The 18103-nt window shown below is 67.4% G+C and carries 17 protein-coding genes and 1 pseudogene; 6 read left to right on the top strand and 12 right to left on the bottom strand.

Translation table 11 applies throughout. From position 1 onward, the window contains the following. Positions 1-195: 195 nt before the first annotated feature. Positions 196-537 (top strand): annotated as a pseudogene (locus OG558_RS27050) (AMP-binding enzyme); the annotation flags it as partial. Between the two features lie 68 nt (positions 538-605). Here the strand turns inward: OG558_RS27050 and glnII are convergent. After that, positions 606-1625: a glutamine synthetase gene (gene glnII, locus OG558_RS27045; RefSeq protein ID WP_329475416.1), complete on the bottom strand. Its 1020-nt coding sequence runs from the start codon at positions 1623-1625 to the stop codon at positions 606-608. A 181-nt stretch (positions 1626-1806) separates the two neighbouring features. On the opposite strand from glnII, the gene OG558_RS27040 reads away from it, so the two are divergent. Next, positions 1807-3354, top strand: coding sequence for an amidase (locus OG558_RS27040; protein ID WP_405065523.1), 1548 nt, complete (start codon positions 1807-1809; stop codon positions 3352-3354). A 145-nt stretch (positions 3355-3499) separates the two neighbouring features. On the opposite strand, the gene OG558_RS27035 is transcribed toward OG558_RS27040, so the two are convergent. Next, on the bottom strand, positions 3500-4426 hold the full coding sequence (locus OG558_RS27035) for a phosphotransferase family protein (protein WP_405065522.1): 927 nt from the start codon (positions 4424-4426) through the stop codon (positions 3500-3502). Between the two features lie 476 nt (positions 4427-4902). Between OG558_RS27035 and OG558_RS27030 the strand changes: the two genes are divergently transcribed. Both OG558_RS27030 and OG558_RS27025 read left to right on the top strand, forming a co-directional pair. Next, entirely contained in the window at positions 4903-5403 is a 501-nt protein-coding gene (locus OG558_RS27030) for an AAA family ATPase (RefSeq protein WP_405065521.1), read from the top strand. Positions 5404-5811: 408 nt separating this feature from the next. Then, positions 5812-6693 (top strand): alpha/beta fold hydrolase, encoded by an 882-nt coding sequence (locus OG558_RS27025; protein WP_405065520.1) that lies wholly within the window; start codon positions 5812-5814, stop codon positions 6691-6693. A 117-nt stretch (positions 6694-6810) separates the two neighbouring features. On the opposite strand, the gene OG558_RS27020 is transcribed toward OG558_RS27025, so the two are convergent. The 6 genes from OG558_RS27020 to OG558_RS26995 all read right to left on the bottom strand — a co-directional run bounded on the left by OG558_RS27020 (position 6811) and on the right by OG558_RS26995 (position 13132). Continuing rightward, entirely contained in the window at positions 6811-7689 is an 879-nt protein-coding gene (locus OG558_RS27020) for a hypothetical protein (RefSeq protein ID WP_405065519.1), read from the bottom strand. Then, positions 7686-8180, bottom strand: a complete 495-nt coding sequence (locus OG558_RS27015) for a SigE family RNA polymerase sigma factor (RefSeq protein ID WP_329475411.1) — start codon at positions 8178-8180, stop codon at positions 7686-7688. Before OG558_RS27015 ends, OG558_RS27020 begins: the two co-directional genes overlap by 4 nt. A 254-nt stretch (positions 8181-8434) precedes the next feature. Beyond that, the gene (locus OG558_RS27010; protein WP_405065518.1) at positions 8435-10303 is read right to left on the bottom strand and encodes a kelch repeat-containing protein; all 1869 of its coding nucleotides are present in this window, start codon (positions 10301-10303) and stop codon (positions 8435-8437) included. Between the two features lie 112 nt (positions 10304-10415). Beyond that, entirely contained in the window at positions 10416-11237 is an 822-nt protein-coding gene (locus OG558_RS27005; RefSeq protein WP_405065517.1) for an alpha/beta fold hydrolase, read from the bottom strand. A 138-nt stretch (positions 11238-11375) separates the two neighbouring features. After that, positions 11376-12350 carry a hypothetical protein gene (locus OG558_RS27000; RefSeq protein ID WP_405065516.1) on the bottom strand — a complete coding sequence of 325 codons (975 nt, stop codon included), beginning with the start codon at positions 12348-12350 and terminating at the stop codon, positions 11376-11378. Between the two features lie 236 nt (positions 12351-12586). Further along, positions 12587-13132, bottom strand: coding sequence for an AAA family ATPase (locus OG558_RS26995; RefSeq protein ID WP_405065515.1), 546 nt, complete (start codon positions 13130-13132; stop codon positions 12587-12589). A 151-nt stretch (positions 13133-13283) separates the two neighbouring features. On the opposite strand from OG558_RS26995, the gene OG558_RS26990 reads away from it, so the two are divergent. Beyond that, complete coding sequence (locus OG558_RS26990) at positions 13284-13859, top strand: GNAT family N-acetyltransferase (RefSeq protein WP_329475407.1); 576 nt, start codon at positions 13284-13286, stop codon at positions 13857-13859. A 119-nt stretch (positions 13860-13978) separates the two neighbouring features. Here the strand turns inward: OG558_RS26990 and OG558_RS26985 are convergent, their stop codons facing one another. From OG558_RS26985 to OG558_RS26970, 4 genes are all read right to left on the bottom strand, one after another. Beyond that, positions 13979-14359 (bottom strand): RidA family protein, encoded by a 381-nt coding sequence (locus tag OG558_RS26985; protein ID WP_405065514.1) that lies wholly within the window; start codon positions 14357-14359, stop codon positions 13979-13981. Positions 14360-14640: 281 nt separating this feature from the next. After that, positions 14641-14916, bottom strand: a complete 276-nt coding sequence (locus OG558_RS26980; RefSeq protein WP_329475405.1) for a YggT family protein — start codon at positions 14914-14916, stop codon at positions 14641-14643. 194 nt (positions 14917-15110) lie between these two features. Beyond that, positions 15111-16364, bottom strand: a complete 1254-nt coding sequence (locus OG558_RS26975; RefSeq protein WP_405065513.1) for a DUF4142 domain-containing protein — start codon at positions 16362-16364, stop codon at positions 15111-15113. A gap of 119 nt (positions 16365-16483) precedes the next feature. Further along, entirely contained in the window at positions 16484-17230 is a 747-nt protein-coding gene (locus OG558_RS26970; protein ID WP_405065512.1) for a helix-turn-helix domain-containing protein, read from the bottom strand. Positions 17231-17314: 84 nt separating this feature from the next. On the opposite strand from OG558_RS26970, the gene OG558_RS26965 reads away from it, so the two are divergent. Continuing rightward, the gene (locus OG558_RS26965; RefSeq protein WP_405065511.1) at positions 17315-18082 is read left to right on the top strand and encodes a phytanoyl-CoA dioxygenase family protein; all 768 of its coding nucleotides are present in this window, start codon (positions 17315-17317) and stop codon (positions 18080-18082) included. Positions 18083-18103 lie beyond the last annotated feature (21 nt).

Here is an 18103-nt window from a genome sequence, read left to right as displayed (position 1 = left end):
AGGCACGTCCGGTTCGGCGGGAGGCCGCGCGGAAAAGGACCTGCACACCACAGGCACCTCGCCGCGCGGCCCACCCAACCCAAGCAGGTAAGGGACTGACCGGCCTGGATGAGCACCAGGTCCGGCGCTGGACGTCATGGCACCGATCGACCATCCTCGCGATGCTGGGCCACGCGTGCGGACCGAATACGCGCCCCGACGGTCGCCGAAGCCGCCGTTGTCGGTGCGTCCGACCCGGCCACCGGTAAGCCGATCGCCGCCTTCGTGATCCTCCGCTCGGAGGCCGGGGACGTCGGTCCGGACGTGGTCCAGGAGCTCCGCAACCACGGCACTAAGGAGATCGGCCCGATCGCGAAGCCGCGCCGGATCACGGTCGTCGCCGAACTCCCGAAGGCGCGCTCCGGCAAGATCATGCGCCACCTCCTCCGCGACGTCGCCGAGAACCGCGAGACAGGCGACGTCACCACCCTCGCCGGCTCCACCGTCATGGACCTCATCAAGTCCAACCTCGAATCCGGCAAGACCGACGAGGACTGACGTCGCATGCCGAAGGCCCCGCGGTTCAGATTTCCCGGGGGCCTTCTTGTGCTTTTGGGGTGGGGTGGTCAGACCTGGCCGGCTCTTTCCAAAGCGGTGCAGCAGGTGTTCACCAGGAGTCGGGTGACGTTGTAGGGGTCGATGTTGGCGTTGGGGCGGCGGTCCTCGATGTAGCCCTTCTTGTCTACCTCTACCTGCCAGGGGATGCGGACCGAGGCGCCGCGGTCGGAGACGCCGTAGCTGTAGACGTCGTGCGGGGCGGTCTCGTGGGCGCCGGTCAGGCGCTCTTCGATGCCGTCGCCGTAGCCGGCGATGTGCTCCTCGACCTTGCCCGGGGCGCCGAGGGACTCGCAGGCGGTGATGATCGCGTCGTAGCCCTCGCGCATGGCCCGGGTCGAGAAGTTGGTGTGCGCACCGGCGCCGTTCCAGTCACCCTTGGCCGGCTTGGCGTCCAGGGTCGCGGCGACGTCGTACTCCTCGGCGATGCGGTAGAGCAGCCAGCGGGCCACCCACAGGTGGTCGGCGACCTCGACCGGACCCACAGGGCCGATCTGGAACTCCCACTGGCCGGGCATGACCTCAGCGTTGATACCGGAGATCTTGAGGCCCGCCTCGATACAGGCGTCCAGATGCTTCTCGACGATCTCGCGGCCGAAGACCTCGTCGGCGCCGACGCCGCAGTAGTACGGCCCTTGCGGGGCGGGGAAGCCGACGGCCGGGAAGCCGAGCGGACGCCCCTCCTGGAAGAAGGTGTACTCCTGCTCGATGCCGAACCAGGAATCCTGCTCGGCGTACCGTTCGGCGATCGGGAGGAGCTTGGCGCGGTTGTTGGTCGGGTGCGGGGTGCCGTCGACAAGGTAGACCTCGCACAGCACCAGCTTGTGGTCGCCGCCGCGGATCGGGTCGGGACACGAGAAGACCGGCTTGAGTACGCAGTCCGAGTTGTCACCGGGTGCCTGGTTGGTGCTCGAACCGTCGAAGCCCCACTCCGGCAGTTCGGCGCCGTCGGAGAGGATCTTCGTCTTCGAGCGAAGCCGCGCGCTCGGCTCGGTACCGTCGATCCAGATGTACTCGGCCTTGTAGGTCAACCGTCTGTCCCTTCGTCGCGGCCGTCCCTCAGGTATTCCTGAACCGACCGACGTCGACAGTGCCAATCGGCCATTACGGACCTGTTGCCCGATTGTGAACAGCGTGTTAACCGCGCCCTCTGACCCCTGTGCCAGTGGAGTTTCCCACTGCCGAACCGCTGATCTGGGTGGGCCATCTTCGATGGCAGAACGAGTGCGTGACCAGGTGGCCGTTCGACTTCCCGTTGCGCGAAGCGGCATTTTATGGCCGCTGCGGCAGGCCGATAGCGTCGGATTCATGGAGTGGAGTTTTCTTTCGACCGAAGAGCTTTCGGCTGCTTTGCGTGCCGGTGAGACGACCTCAGTGGAACTGACCGAGGAGGCGATAGCCCGTATCGACCGGGACGACAAGGTGATCAACGCGATCTGTGTGCCGGACTTCGACCGCGCACGGGCTGCGGCGCGCTCGGCCGATGAGGCGCGGGCCTGTGGCGAGGATCGGCCGCTGCTCGGTATTCCGGTGACGGTCAAGGAGTCCTACAACCTCGCCGGGCTGCCCACGACCTGGGGCATGCCGCAGCACCGGAACTATCTGCCGGCCGAGGACGCAGTACAGGTGTCGCGGCTCAAGGCCGCCGGCGCGGTGGTGCTCGGCAAGACCAATGTTCCGTTGGGGCTGCAAGATATCCAGAGCTTCAACGAGATCTACGGCACCACCAACAACCCGTGGGATCACGCCCGCACGTCGGGTGGATCCTCCGGCGGATCAGCGGCGGCCCTGGCGGCTGGATTCGGCCCGTTGTCCATCGGCTCCGACCTCGCCGGCTCGCTGCGCACTCCCGCGCATTTCTGCGGTGTCTACGCACACAAGCCGACGCTTGGGCTGGCGGCAACCCGCGGCATGGTCGCTCCGTCCGCGCCCGCCTTGCCGGTCGATCTCGACCTCGCCGTTGTCGGCCCGATGGCGCGCACCGCCCGCGACCTCATGCTCCTGCTCGACGTGATGGCCGGACCGGACCCGCTGACGCTCGGCGTCGCGTACGACGTGACGCTGCCGCCCGCGCGCCACGAGCGGCTCCGCGACTTCCGGGTCCTGGTCATCGAGGAGCATCCGCTCATTCCGACCGGGTCCGCCGTACGAGCGGGCGTGAACCGGGTGGCCGACGCGCTTGTCGACGGCGGCGCCCGCGTCGAACGGCACAGTCCGCTGCTGCCCGATCTGACCGAAGCCGCGACGCTCTACATGCAGTTCTTGTTTTCGGGCTCCGTTGCCCGTTTCCCCGTCGAAGCGTACGAACAGCTGCGGACCCGCGCGGCCGGACTGAGCGCGGACGACCAGAGTCTGGATGCGGTGCGGTTGCGCGGCATGGCGTCCAGCCACCGTGACTGGATGGAGGCGAACAACCGTCGCGAGCTCCACCGGCACGGCTGGCGGCAGCTTTTCGCCGAGTTCGATGTCGTGGTGTGTCCGATCACGCCGACGCCCGCGTTCCCGCACGACCACAACCCCAATCCGCTGGAACGCCGGATCGACATCGACGGCGTCGAGTACCCGTACTTCGACCAGCTCGTCCTGGCCGGTCTGGCCACCATGCCCGGCCTGCCCGCCACCGCCATCCCCGCTGGCCGGTCCCCCGAAGGCCTACCGGTGGGAGTGCAGCTCATCGGTCCGATGTTCCAGGACCGCACCCCGCTACGGCTGGCCGAACTGCTCGAGCAGAAGATCGGCGGCTTCCAGGCACCCAGGTAGGGCGTACTCCCGGGTGACCGTCGAGCACGAGGTGCGGATCAGGCCCCTCGAGGACGCGATCGCCGGGACCGGCTTCGTCCTGCCCACTCAGTGCAGGGCCGCTGATGACCGCGGGAGCGCCAGGCGCGGTTGGTTTCGGACGTGGTCAGGTGGCGTTCAGGAGGGTGGTGAGGTAGGCGTCGAGGCGTCGTTCGGCGGCTCGGGTTGTCAGGTCGGGTCTGCCTGCTGCGCGCCAGGCTTGGGAGATCAGGTCGATGTCTTCGGACAAGGCGAGGGCGTCGCGTACGAGCCAGTACTGGCGTTCGGCCGGACCTGCCGCGAGGGTGCCGCCGGCGGCTTCGTAGGCGCTGACGAACTGGAGGCCCCAAGCAGCGCTGTGGAGTACGGCGAGGTTGGTGGCGCAGTGCGCGACGTCCAGGTCGGCCGGACCCCAGCAGGGACTTGCCCAGTCGGCCACGCCTGTGAGGGCTGTGATCGGTCCGCCGAACAGGACGTTGCCGGGTTGGAAATCCCGGTGCAGGTAGCGGCCTTCGTACGACGGCGCCGACCGGCGGATGATCTCGATCGCGGCGGACCATGCCTGAGCATTGACGCCGGGCGGAGTGACGACGGTGTCGGCGGTCGTCAGGGTCTCGTAGATGGGAGGCTGTTCGATGGGCTGGATGGCATGGATCGCCACGAGTTCACGGGCCAGCAGCGGGATACGCGCCTCCACTCCCTTGTCCTCGAGGACTGCTCGACCCGGCAGATGCGTCATCAGCAGCGACGGGTACTCGCACTCCGCAGCGAGGGGATCGACCCCGACCAACTCGGGAGCCGTCACCTCTGTTGCTGCAAGCATCGTCAGTGCGGCGGCTTCTCTGGTCAGGGCGTGGTTGGCATTGCCCACGCCGACGTACGAACGCAGCACCAAGGTGCGGGTGTCTCCGTTCAGACTGCCGATGGTCAACCGTCGCATCTCCGCGGTGATGCCGCCAAGCAGAACATCGGCGCGGACGATCCGTTCACCGGCGGCGAGGTGACTGGCTGCCCAGGCCAGAGTATTCGCTCGCACAGCCGTGTGGTCGCTCACGTCACCACCTCATCATTCGGGCGGCGCTGCGCGGAAACGGTTTTCGGTTCACCCGCGGCTCCTCCGGCGAAACGGAAACGCCACCCTCGGCTGCCTGGGAGTTCGATGTGGGCCGCACGATCTTGTTCCGACGACCTGCAACCTGACGCCGCCGGCTCGCGGAGATCCCGCTTTGGAAGACTCCCTCAAACATCTGAGGCAGCGCCGAGCCGAAGCCACACAACAACTGAAGCCGACAGCGGCAGCCCCACTCGCGACTGGTTGAGTTGGTTCTGGGCAGCGGTTTCTACATCCATCGTGCACGGTCGTGCGGTGCGTTGGAGGTGAGCGTTGTCTGAACGTGGTCGATCAACTAGGAGCTCCGCAACAGCGACGCCCGCACCTCTCGCGGTTCCGGGGACAGCGGCGGCTGATACCGCCTGACCTCGGTTCAATACTCCGTTGCTGCGGCATCGGCGGTTCGGTTGGATGCGGACATGGCATCGGACGTCAGGCTAGTTCTGCTGTGTGGGACCTCGTTCTCCGGGAAGAGTACGGTGGCGCGGTCCCTGGCGCCGAGGCTGTCTGCGCGGATCGTGAGTCTCGATGAGATCAATGAGCGCCGCGGGTTGTGGGGTGGTGACGGTATTCCAGCCGAGGAATGGATCCGGACCCATGAGCTGGCCTCTGATGAAGTCCGTGGACTCCTAACCTCAGGGATGTCCGTCATCGTCGACGACACCAGTTCGCCGCGGTTCCTGCGCGACGGCTGGCGTTCGCTGGCTGCGTCAGCGCAGGCCCGATTCGGCCTGATCTATGTCGACGTCGATCACGCGACGATTCGCCGGCGCCGGGCCGAGAATCAGGTGGATCCGCGTCGGCGAGATGTTGCGGGCGCAGTACTGGATCAGCACCTCGCCGAGTTCGAGCCGCCACAGGACGATGAGAACGCGGTACGGGTGGAGTCTGCCGACGACCTGCAGGACTTGACGATCTGAATGCCTCCGGAACGACCGAGGCGAGCGTTGCGAGGGGCGTCGGCCGAGCGGGCGCCAGGCTCGGCGTCAGGACTTGAGCAACTGTTCGCTCAGATTCCCGATCTAGCTGCTGCGCCACGCCGCCTGCCAGCGCCGAACTCGCCCGCTGGATCAGCACACCACGCCGCCTCTGCGATCGCAGCAGGTTCGCCGTCACCGTCATACAGGTAGGCGAGCTCGTCACCCGTCTGCCTCGTACCATGAATTCACGTCAACCCGAGTTGGCGGAGCCGGCCAAAGGTTCCCGATTTCAAAGACCTGCAGCCGTACGGCAGGTCCTCCTTCAGCCCGCCGTCGTGGTGAGGCGGCGTCTGGTCGCGGTGGAAATTCCGTCGGCTTACGTCGATGGATCGCCTAGTGTCATGTGTCATGAGCGAGTCGTTCGTGACCTCCGGTCCGCTGCGCGTGTGGACCGAGCGGATCGGAAACCCCGATCATCCCGCCGTTCTGCTGATCGCGGGCGCGTCGGCTCAGGGCATCACCTTCCCCGACGCGCTGGTCGACCGCCTCGTCGTTCGCGGCGTGCAGGTGATCCGGTTCGACCATCGCGACACCGGGCGCTCGAGCATCATCGACTTCGACCGGCATCCGTACGGCCTGTCCGACCTGGCCATCGACGCTGTGGCCATCCTGGACGCCTATGAGCTGCCGTCCGCCCACGTCGCCGGGGCATCGATGGGCGGCGTGATCGCGCAGTGGCTGGCCGTGCACAAGCCGGCCCGCGTACGCTCCTTGACCCTGCTCTCCACCACCCCCATGAGCCACGATCCCGGTCCGGTTTGGCAACGAGCCATGGCCGGGCAACCCGCCGACCCGGACGACCTGCCCCCGCCGACCCCGCGTTTCCTGCAGCACGTGGCCGACTCGGACGGCACCCCGCCGGGCGTGGAAGCCGACGTAGCCATCTTCCAGGTCATGAACGGCGACGTCCGCCCCTTCGACGAACCGGCCGTCAGAGCGATGCTCCAGCGCTGCTGGGCGAGGGCCACCGACCCGTCCGCCGCCGCTCACCACGGCTTGATCGGCCGGAAGAAGGGCCCGGACCTGCTCACCCCCCTGTCGACGATCACCGCCCCGACCACGATCGTCCACGGTGACCAGGACCCGATCTTCACGCTGGCCCACGGCGAGGCTCTGGCCGCCGCCATCCCGGATGCACACCTGCACGTCATCCCTGGCATGGGACACGTCTACTTCTCCCCCGGCCTCCCGCAGCAGCTAGCCGACCTGATCTCCGTGGATGCCCCGTAACCCGGCCGCCAGCCCGAGCTGCAGGCCTTCGCGGCCGGCCAGAATTTCTCGGCCGGTCGCGTGCCCAGCGCCTTCGCTCCGCCGGGAGCGGTTCCCCTCGCGGTGCTGCTGCCCTGATCAGGTGCTGATCTTGAACTTCGCCGACGTCACCAGCTCGGCCAGCTGATTCTTGGTGAACACCGGTTGCGTCAGCGGCGACCGCCGCTGATCGTCGCTCTGCTTGGCCTGAGCGAGGTACACGACGGTGCCGTCGTCGTGCCGGTAGGCGGCCCACTGGTCGTAGCTGCCGCGCCCATTGGTGGTCAGCACGCCGACCTTCTTGCCGCCGACGACCACGATGGTGCAGGGACCGGTGCCACCCCAGAACTTCTGCGCCAGCTTGCAGGGGTCCATCGCCGCTTTCCCGTCGGGCGTGGTCGACTGCACCAGCAACTGGCCGACCCGGTCGTCCTTCTGCACCGGGATGGAGGCCTTGTACTCCCAATAGTCCTGCTCCCCGGCATTGGACGCGTACTGGCTCTGCGGCCATCTCATCGAGCGACCGTCCGGGTACTTCAGGTTCGGCGTGCTGAACCCCGGCGGCACCGACGAGCTCAGTTCGTTCATCAGAGTCACGGACCGAGCGGCGCGAGGACCCGCGGTCGCCGTGCGGTCCACCTGGCCGTCCGGCCACGGGTCATTTGTCTTCCGCGTCGTCGGCGTCGTCGTCGGCGTCACGGTGGAGACCGGCGGCGGTGTAGACACTGGCTGCGACGTGCTGGTGCCGCTCGCCACCATCTGGCCCGCCGACCGGTTACCGGTGTAGTTCGCGACCAGCGCGGGACCGGCCCCTACGCCAACCACCAGCGGCACGACGGCGACCCCGGCCCACGCCACCCTGCGCCGCCTGCGCGCCCGGCGGCCCTGTTCAAGCGCGTGCGCAGGATCCATCGACGGCGGCGGACTGCTGCGCACCATGACGTCATGCAATGCCTCGTTGAGATCCTCTTCGTTCATCGAACCCTCTCCTCTTCAAGCAGACCGCGCAGCGTCGCCAGCCCGCGCGCAGCCTGGCTCTTGACAGTTCCCGCCGAGCATTCGAGCAGCGCGGCCGTCTGGTCGACGGACGCGTCCTCCCAGTACCGCAGGACCAGAACGGCGCGTTGCCTCGGCGGCACCTTCGCGAGTGCCTCCAACAACACGAGCCGTTCGTCGGCAAGGCCAGACGATGGCGCCGCCCGATCGGCCGACTGAGACCCGACCGACTCGTACCGGAACCACCCCCGGCGCCGCTCGGACAGGAACGTACGTACGAGGGTCTGCCTGGTGTAGCTGTCCATTGCCTCGTGCCGCTGGATCCGGCGCCACACCAGGTAGATCTTCGTGAAAGTCTGCTGGACCAGGTCTTCCGCGCGATGCCAGTCGCCGCACAGCAGGTATGCCGTGCCGCGCATGGCGTCGGAACGTGCAGCGAAGTACGCCTCGAACGCTGCGTCCCGATCACTCATCTGTCCTCCTCATCCTCGGTACCGGGTTAGACACGCCTACGAGGGTTGAGTTGGTTGCATCCACGGACCGATCCGGCACACACGACGTCACCAGGCATCCGCACGGGTGCAACGGCACATCCACGCGCTGATGGACGAGGTCGGCGCGGCCACCCGGTTGCACTCGGCATGGAACTGGTCTGCCGACCAGCGCCGGCGGGGTCAGACCGTAGTGGATGCCGTCGTTCGGAGGCCTTTCGGCAAGGCGGTAGAGGTCACCTGCGGGTCAGCGTGACCGCCACCGGTGTCACGTCGTACGGCGTATCGGTCACGAACGCGAAGCGGGCGGCATAGGCACCGGCCGTCGAGGTGGCAGCGGGATCGAATCGCACGCGTACGGTCACCGACCCGCCGGGCGGCACCGTGAGCTGCGTACGGTCGGTCGAAAGCCATCCCACGTCGGAGCCGGTCACGCAGGCATCCTGGCCGGGCAACTGCTCGGCGTACGGCGATGCGGTGAAGGAACCGATCGAACCGCCGATCCGGCTCAGCCCACAGGCTGCACCGCCGCGGAACATGGTGTACGTCGCGTTGGGCAGCGCCGACCACGCACCGCTCTCGGGGTCGAATTCGACGGCCTGGTTGGTGATCGAACCGCTGGTGATGCCGCCGACGAGCTGCAGCTTGCCGCCACTGCCCGAGGACGCCATTCCCCAGACGGGATAGGGCAGGTCGGCGATCCGGGTCCAGGTATCCGAGCCGGCGACATACTGATACGCGCTGGCAACCGGGAACTCGTGCCACGGGTCGTCCGACGGCACCAGACCGCCGGCGCAGATCACACTGTCCGCCGAGCCGGTGCAGGCCTGCATCACCACGTGCTCGGGGTACTCCGCCAGCCGCGTCCAGGCGTCATGGCCGGAGTCGTAGCGATACGTGGGAGCCGTCTCGGCGCAGGCCACGGTTTCGCAGCCTGCGACGACGTACAGCTTCCCGCCGGCGACGGCGCCTGCCGCCGCACTGCTCGGCGACGGCAGATCCGCAACGCGCGACCACCGGTTCGCCGCCGGGTCGTAGACGTAGGTCGTCGAGGTCAGGTTGCCCTGCACGTCCCAGCCTCCGGCGACGTACAGCTTGCCGCCGACGAAGCCGCCGACCGCGTTCTCGCGCGGCTCGGGTAGGTCGGCGATCCGCCGCCAGGACTTGGCCGTCGCGGCGTACGCGTATCCGGCACCGGTCAGGCCGTTGTCGGTTGCTCCGGCGACCGAGTAGACGATGCCGTCGTTCGCGGCGACGACGTTGTCCATGATCGGTGTCGGATAGTTCGGGAGAGCGGACCACGCCGGGTTCTCCGAGACGTCACGCGACGGTGCGGGTTCGTGTCCTTTCCCGTGCTGCTGGGCGAACGAGAGCGGCGCAGCATCCACCTTCTCTCGTCGCAGCGGTGCACCGGGCGACGCCGTACGGCGCTGAACGCCGGCCGACGTGAATCCGCGGTCCTGTTCGACGAAGGTCACCTTGGCCGGCTCGGTGCCGTGGTTGGTGAACGTCACGGTGCGCGAATCCACCGGCCGTCCGCCAGTGCTGACCGATATCGAGTGTGGGGTGACAGTCACCTGTCCCGCCCGCAGCGACCAGTCCTGGCGGGCCGTCCGATGCTCGGCGACGGCCGCGGTGGCGGCAGCCGACGCATAGCGACGCCCCGAAGCGGTCAGCGCGACCCGGCCGGCGTGATTGCTGAACAGCCAGTAGTAGCCGTCGCCGAGCTGCGCGTCCTCAGGTGTCGCCTGGCTCACGGCCGGCGTTCCTCCGGAGATCTGTACGCCGCTCAACGCCGCGCCGGTGTTGTGGTCGCGCACGAAGCCGGCCACGAGTCCACCGGGCGTCGCCTCGCACGAGCGAGTGCCGACGTACACGTTGTCCAACTCCCAGTAGTTGTCGTTCTCACCACTGAAGCGGAACCGCACCCGGACGTCCTTCGCGTTCGCGGCTTGTGGAACCGGGACTTCGACATGTCCCTGGACGAACGCATCCGGCGCGCGCCAGACGGTCCCCCAGGTCGCCCCGCCGTCGAGGCTCAGGTCGACGTACCCGTCCTGCGTGCCGAAGCCGTAGTCGTAGTAATAGGTGTCGAAACCGATCACAGGCTTCGACTGCCCGGCCAGGTCAACGGTCGGGCTCGTCAGGCTGGTGTCGTTCCGATCGACGGGCGACGTCGACCTGTCACCTTCTTGACAGGCCGGTCCCACCACGCATTCAGCCCCGCGCAGGTCCGTGGACACGCAGCTGGGCCGGGTAGGGACCCCTTACAGACCTACGCTTTCTCGCACAAACCTCCGCAGGTGGTCGCGCACGACGTCCGGCTGCTCGAGCCATGGTTCGTGTCCGGCGCCATCGATCCGGGTCAGCCGAACGCCGAGCCGGACCGCCAGTGATTCGTGCCGACAGCGGGCGAGGATCACCAACACTGCCGAGGATCTCCACCTGCGGAGGCAGGCGCGCGCTGAGCTCGTCAAGGTGCAGATCGAGCGGATCTGTGCGTCTTTCCTTGCCCAGTTCACCGTTCATTGTGTAGTTGATGGGACTACGTTCCCGGGCAGCCTCCGCGGCCCAGCTCCAACCGCGTCCGGGGTCGAAATGGTCAGTGAACCAGCCCAGCGTGAGCCACTCGAGTTCCTGGTCCTCTGTGCGGTGCGGCAGTTCATCCAGCTGGCGGTAGCGGTTCTGCTGTGCTGCCGACATGCGGCGGCTGCGCGCCAATCGGTCTCCGGCGCGCCAGTCACCGACGAATGGCCCGGCCATCAACAACATCGCGGCCACTCTGTCCGGGTGGGCCAGGCAGAACCGGCAGGCCAGGTCAGTGCCGTAAGAGTGTCCGATCAACACGGCCGTCGGCGCCTCCCACAGGTCGAGTAGCTCGGCGAGGTCCGAAACATGCCGCGAGCTGGTATGACGGCCCTGCCACGGCGACCGGCCCGTGGCACGCTGGTCGTAGCGGAAGACGGGCGCGAGATCCTCGATCATGCTCGCGACGTCGCCGAGATAGTCCGGCAGGCCAGGCCCGCCATGCAGGATCACCAAGGGAGGCGTCCGAACTGTGTCACCCAGCGCAGTCCAGCTAAGGCACGCCCCATCGGTCACTGGCGCGAGACCCCGCGCCTCCCCCGAGCTCATTGGTGCCCGGCGGCCGACGGGCGGTCGCCGGGCGGACATGGCTCAGACCAGCACATTCTTGTAGAAGATGCTGGAGCGCCGGTGGTCCCTCTTGCCAGTGGCGAAGCCGATGAAGAGGCGGACCTCGCCACCATCGGTTTTGTAGATCGCCAGGCCCTCGGGTTCGCGGTACCAGAGCTTGCCGCCGGCCTTGGTGAGGACCGGCTTTTCCTTCACGGTGCCGGTGTTGATGTTGATCCTGCTGATCTTCGTGTTGCCGTCGCCGTTGGGGTGGCCGTCGCCGGGGTACGGGTCGCCCGTCAGGTAGTACATGTACGAGCCGTAGAGGGCGTAGCCCTGCGGAGTGCCGGAGATGCTCGGCTGCTTGAAGTCGACCAGCGGCGAACCGAAGCTGCGCGTCTGGAAGGCGGACAGGGGGTACACGGCGATGCGCTTGCCGCCGCTGCTCTGGTAGCGCACGATCATCCGCTGGTAGACCGGATCAACGGAGCAGGTGTACTCGGTGGCCCCCGAGATCGGCCGGTAGGCGGCCGAGGCAGCCGGCGAGCCGAGGGTGGTGTTGGCGGCGTACTGGACGGGGGTGAGCGCGGTGCCGAACCCGTTCTTGTTCTTGGCGCACTCGACCCACAGCTCGGTGCCATTGCCGCGCGGCAGCGCGGCGAAGGCGACGCCGTGGCCGAAGCCGTTGAGGTGCATGTACGAGATGTAGTTCCCGTGAAAGTCCATCTTGCTGATGCACAGGTTGCCGTCGGACTCGGCGGCTCCGACCCGTTTGGTTGCCACGAACAAGTACTTGTGCACCCAGTCGAAGGCGAAGCTCTGCTGGACCCGCGGACCGTGCGTCCGCATGGACCGGAACAGGTCGTACGACGGCTGCGTGAGATCGAACCGCTTGGTGGTGGTCACCGCGGAGGCGGTCTGCGCGCCGACGCCGAGCCCGAGCGCGGCGAGCGAGGCGCCGGCTCCCGCGCGTAGGAGAGTACGGCGGGAGAGGAGGAAGCCAGGGGCGTGGTTCATGCGGACTCCAAGGGTGTGGATGGGGAGACATGTGACGCTATCCATCGCCGGGGGCGGCAGGCGGTCGCCGTTCGCCCCCGTCTGCCTTGGGCAGATAAATCAACCGGCTCGAGCGCAGCCGCAGCTACCTACGGCGCACAAGCACGGTGATTCCTTTCAGGTAGCTCTTGCACCCAACCGACGAAACAGCCTGGGCAATCTGTCAGCCACACCCGAATGTGATCTACGTCTCCCGCCTATGCCTTCAAGTAGACGTCGACCTCGGGCAGCAGTTCGGAGAGCGGTCGGTGCATGTCCAGTTGGAGGTAGTTGTCCAAGGGACGTTGAACACGGTCCATCGAATCGCGGAACAGCGCCTCCCCGTCCACCGGCTGGTCACCGAGGTCCACCGGCGGAAGGTCCACGCCGCGACGGTGGCTTCTCAGCCGCGGCCGCCGACCGAGCCTCTCGTCGAGGAGTTTCAGATCACGAACCTGGCACTCGATGTATCTGTACCTCGCATCGTGCGCCCTGGCGATCTCCACGCCCTCGTTCAGGATCCTCGGCCAAAAACACGGACTGTCCATGACCACTGGATGACCCTGGCCGAGCACCTCACGAGCCAGCGCGTACATGACCTCGTACGCCGCCTTGGCACTAGCGGCGACGTCGAAGCCCGCATCGAGAACAGCACTCCTGATGACGTCGTAGTCAACGGCAACCGCACCATACGAGTCTGCGACGTGGGTGGCGACAGTGGACTTCCCGGAACCTGGAACGCCCGACATCTGAAGCAGGAACATCGCTTACCAGCCTCCACTCGTCGCTGCCGCGACGCCTCGACCACAACGTCTACATGCCTTATGGCAAGCCACCCTAACAATGCGACAGCGGGATTCGGGATCCCAATGCGTAGGCGGCGTCAGGGCCTCACGGTGAGGCAAGATGGCACGCATGTCTCTGCCCTCCCCCACGCTGCACTCCGATCGCCTGCTGCTGCGACCGTTCACCGACGCGGACGCAGACCACCTCTTCGCGTTGCACAGCAACGCCTACGTGCTGCGCTATTGGGACGCGCCGCCGTGGGGCGAGCGTGCGCGCGCCCAGCGCTTCATCGCGGCTTGCCGGCAGATGGCGGACGAAGGCACCGGGGCGCGGCTGGCAATGGACCGTGCTTCCGACGGTGCCTTTATCGGCTGGTGCAGTCTGACCCGGTGGAACCCGGACTACCGCAGTGCTGCGTTGGGCTACTGCCTCGACGATGCGGCATGGGGTCACGGATACGCGACGGAGGCCGCGCGCTCTTTGCTGCGGTGGGCCTTCGACGCGCTGGACCTGAATCGAGTCCAGGCCGAGGCCGATACGCGCAACGTGGCATCTGCCCGTGTCTTGGAGAAGCTCGGATTCGTGCGGGAAGGGACGTTGCGGGAAGACTGCGTCGTGAACGGCGAGGTATCGGACTCGTGGGTCTACGGGTTGCTGAGACGCGAGTGGCGGCCGCCGTCCGGACCGAGTGACGCCCCTCTGTGATGAGCGACATGGCTTTCACGGTCCATCGGCCGTGGGGTTCGCCCTCTTCCTGTTTGCCGTGTCATCCCCGACAGCCCCCGCCATGACGGCCTGACTTGGCTCCGGCTGGGAGCGGGGCGTTACCCGACGAAGGCGGTCATCCGGATCGAGACGAGCAGTCCCGGCAGGTCGACGCCGAGCTTGGCGACGTAGCGAGTCGGCGGGTCAGACGGGAACCATCGCGCATACTCCTCGTTCAGGCCGGCGAAGTCTGCTGGGTCCGTGAGCAGTACGCCCACCTCGAGAACGTCCTGCAGGCCGGCGCCGCCGGCCTCCAGGATGGCCTCACAATTCGTCAATGCCTGCCTTGTCTGAGCTTGGATCGTGTTCTCGACGAGACTGCCGGTCCTCGGATCGATGCCGACTATGCCCGACACGAGCACGTGGGGCCCGGCCTTGACTCCCTGGCTGTAGAGCGGCGAACTCGGCGCGTTCGTGGTCGTGATGATCTGCCGTCCCATGACGGTCCTCCTGTAGCTCCCGCATTCAATGCACCAGGGCAGCATCGCACGGTTCAACGTCCCGGCATCCTCGGATGCCCGTACACGCGGCTGGTCGTTGTCAAGTGCCGCGGGCTACCTCGACGAACGCGGTCGATGAAACCCGCTCGGTCCGACCGGCTACGCCTCACCGTGAAGGAACTGGGTGACGGCAGCGGCCGGCTCCAGCACCCTCCAGCCCGGAGCCTGGGTGGCACCCGAAGGGCCGTACGGCGCGATGACGGCTAAGGGCGGTCCTGCTGCTACAGGCTGAAGGCGATTGAGCGCAGGATCAGTGCGGCGATGAAGACCGCTGTGAAGGCCAAGTCGATCCCCAGCCCGCCGACGCGCACCGGGGGCAGTACCCGCCGCACCCGCCCGATCACCGGCTCCGTCCAGGCATGCGTCAGCTCGCGGGCCCGGCTCGCCCACTGAGGTCCGTTCGCCAACACACCCGACCAGTCCAGCACCATCCGGGCCAGCAACACCAAAATGAACGCCGACAGGGCGTACCCGACCAGGGCTCCGATCAGGCTCATGATCAACTCCTCCTTGGCGGCCACACTGGCCGTCTTGCCAGTATCAACGTTGCCGGCCGCCTAGGAATGTCCGCGCCGCCATCTTCTTAGCGGACTATCAGGCAAACCAGGGCCTGGGGGAACTGCGGACGTTCGGACGACGGCACGGCCCGGCGTGGCTTCAGTGCCCGAAAGCCCAGGCCACCACGAGCGGGTCAGGTTTGGTTCAGGGGGGTGGCGTAGAGGACCAGGTTTTGGGTGTAGTGGTGGGTTTTGTGGTTGTAGGGGCCGGTGCAGGTGATCAGGGCCAGGCGGGGTTTTGCGGCGCCGTGGAAGAGGTCGGCGGGTAGGGCTTCCTGGTTGTAGATGCGGCGGGCGACTATCTCGTACCCGTGGGGGCGGCCGTCGCCGGCGGTGATGGTGACCTTGGTGCCGATCGGGACGTTCCACAAGGGGGCGAAGACGCCGTTGCCTTGGCGGGCGGTGTCTACGTGGCCGACGAGGACGACGGTGCCGCCGGCTGAGCCTGGGCCGGCGCCTGGAGCCCACCAGCCCACAGAGGTTGGGGACCTCGGGACCTGGAGTTGGCCGTCGGGGGCAGTTGCGACCGGGGTTACAGAGGCGTTGACGAAGCCGGGGAGGGTCAGGTGGGTTGGCGGGATGGCGGCTTCGCGTTCTGCGGCTGCGGGGGCGGCTTGCGGGACCTTGCCGGCGTCGCCGGGCGGCCCACTGAGGAGCAGGGCGGCGCCGACGACGAACACTGAGAGGCCCAGGAGGTGCCGGCGGGCTCGGATCGGTTTGCCGGCGAGGAGGAGGATCCCGAGGCCGAGCAGGACCAGACCTGTCAGCGAGCGTATCGCCTGAGTGTCGGCCATCTGGCCACCGTCGCCGGTGGGCACCGTCGGGGACTGGGTCCCGACGTGGCAGGGACCTTTCACCATGTCCTGATGCATCTGGATCACCGGCTGGGCGCCCTTGGCCACTGACTTGACGGCGGGCTGGGTGCCGTTCGCCAGCTCGGCCGTGATCAGCGTCTGGTACTGCTGGTGCCACTCGCGCTGCAACGCCAGCCAGGCGTCGTCGTACCCAGAGGTCCCGGCCTTGGCCGCGAGGGCGTCGAGTTGTTGGCGCTGTGCCAGCGAAGGGATGGGGACCAGCCCGACCCCGAGTTGGCTTGCGGCCTCGAGCTCCTGCGCGGCCAGCTTGCGATGGTCGCGTTCCAGGATGGCGCCCGCCTGCCGCACGCACGCACTCTTGCCTTGGGTCTTGGCAGCCACGCTGGCCTGGATGATCGTCAGATTGACCTGGTGGGCAGAGTTGAGGTAGGTGACATCTTGTTGCGTCGTCGTCGCAATCGCCGCCTGCGCCGTTCCGAGCACACTCGCCACCACAAGCAGCAGGAACGCCGACACGCGGGCGATCGCGAGCCGTCGGGGAGAAGCCGAGCCTGCGTCCTGCCGCTGAGGCACCCCTACCTCCCAGCGCGCTCAGACGTCGGCGCCTGGGCCGACACCTCCAGCGTGATTCGTCGTACCCAAGACAGTAAGGCGGTGCGCAGTCCCGGTCCAGCCATCCGCGAGCCACGGCCTCATTCCACGGTGCGCAGAGCGCCTGGTGATGAGCCGGTGGCGGCCTTGATGTGGCGGCTCAGGTGGCTGACCGAGTCGTAGCCGGTGAGGTCTGCGATCGCCTGCAGAGGCAGGGTGGAGTTGCGGATGTGGCCTAGGGCGTGGCGCAGGCGGACGTGCTGGAGGGCTGCGCGCGGGCTGGTACCGCGGAGCCGGGCGAACGACGCTCGGAGGCCGGCTGGCGAGATGCCGAGTTCGGCGGCGACAGTGGCGATCCGGATGCGCGAGGCGAAGCGCTCCTCGAAGATCCGTTCGGCTTGTGCGATGAGTTGCTCCGCCGCGGTCACCGGCGACGTCGCCGCCGCGCGGCGCAGGAGGAGGTCGAGTTCGGCGAGCAGCAGCGTGCAGAGCCGGTCGCTGTCGTCGGAGGGCTGAGTACTTTCGCGTACGAGCGTGTCGAAGACTCGGCCGAGACTCCGGTCGCCGTCGTCGAAGCAGATGCGTGGCCACGGCGAGTCAGCGGCGGCGTCGACCTGGAGGAAGCGATTGGCGTAGCCGGTGCGGCTGAGCTCGGCGTGCCATGTCCGCGGAGGGGTGAGCAATACGGTCCCCGGCGTGGCGGCGTACGTCGCCTCGCCGACCGGGCAGGTGATCCGCCCGCGCACGTAGTAAACGAGCTCCCACGAGGTATGCGCGTGCGACGGGTAGTCCTTGCCCGGCCCGGCGGTGTGGATGCCGGCGCCGAGCAGATGAAGCGATTCGTGCATAACCACTGTCGCCTTCTGCATTGTTTCGCGAGCAGGTCGCATCGATGCTGGCATCGATTCGTGCATCTGTGAAGGAGTGCTTGGATGGATATGACGACCGCATTGCGCGACCTCGGCGTGACCGGCGACGTACTCACGGAAGACGAGAAGGACCGTCTGGATCGCGATGGATTCCTCCCGCTGGAGGGTGTCCTCACGCCGGAGGAGGTGTCCGGGTTCAACAAGCGGCTGGCGGAGCTCACCGCCGCCGAGGGCGACCGGGCCGGCCTGGAGGTGCACCAGGAGCACGGCACCGACCGGCTCGCCGACCTGATCAACAAGGATCCGAAGTTCGAGGTCTGCTTCAGCCACCCACGCGTGCTGGCCGCGATGAAGCACGTGCTCGGCGAGTTCAAGTTGTCATCCCTCAACAGCCGCGCGGCACATCCGGGTCAGGGGCACCAGGGCCTGCACGCCGACTTCGGTCACCCGGTCGAGCCCGGCGCGTACGAGGTGTGCAACTCGATCTGGCTGCTCGACGACTTCACGTCGGAGAACGGCGCGACGCGCGTCGTACCCGGGTCGCACCGGCGCGGAACCATGCCCGGCGACGAGATGGCCGACCCGGCCGACGAGCACCCGGACCAGATCCAGCTGACCGGCAAGGCTGGAACGGTCGTGGTGTTCAACAGCCACCTGTGGCACGGCGGCACCCAGAACCGCACCGACAAGCCGCGCCGGGCGATGCACTCGTATTTCGCGCTGCGTCACCTGCCACAACAGCTCGACCAGCAGGCCTACCTCCGAGTCGAGACCTACAAGCGGTTGAGTCCCGCACAGCGCTTCATCCTCGACGTCACCGGCACCGGCTGAGCACCCAGGCATTTCCAACCG

The sequence above is a fragment of the Kribbella sp. NBC_01510 genome (assembly GCF_045040325.1).
Classification (GTDB): domain Bacteria; phylum Actinomycetota; class Actinomycetes; order Propionibacteriales; family Kribbellaceae; genus Kribbella.
Note: the sequence above shows the minus strand (reverse complement) of the source record. Positions and strands in the feature narration are given on the sequence as shown.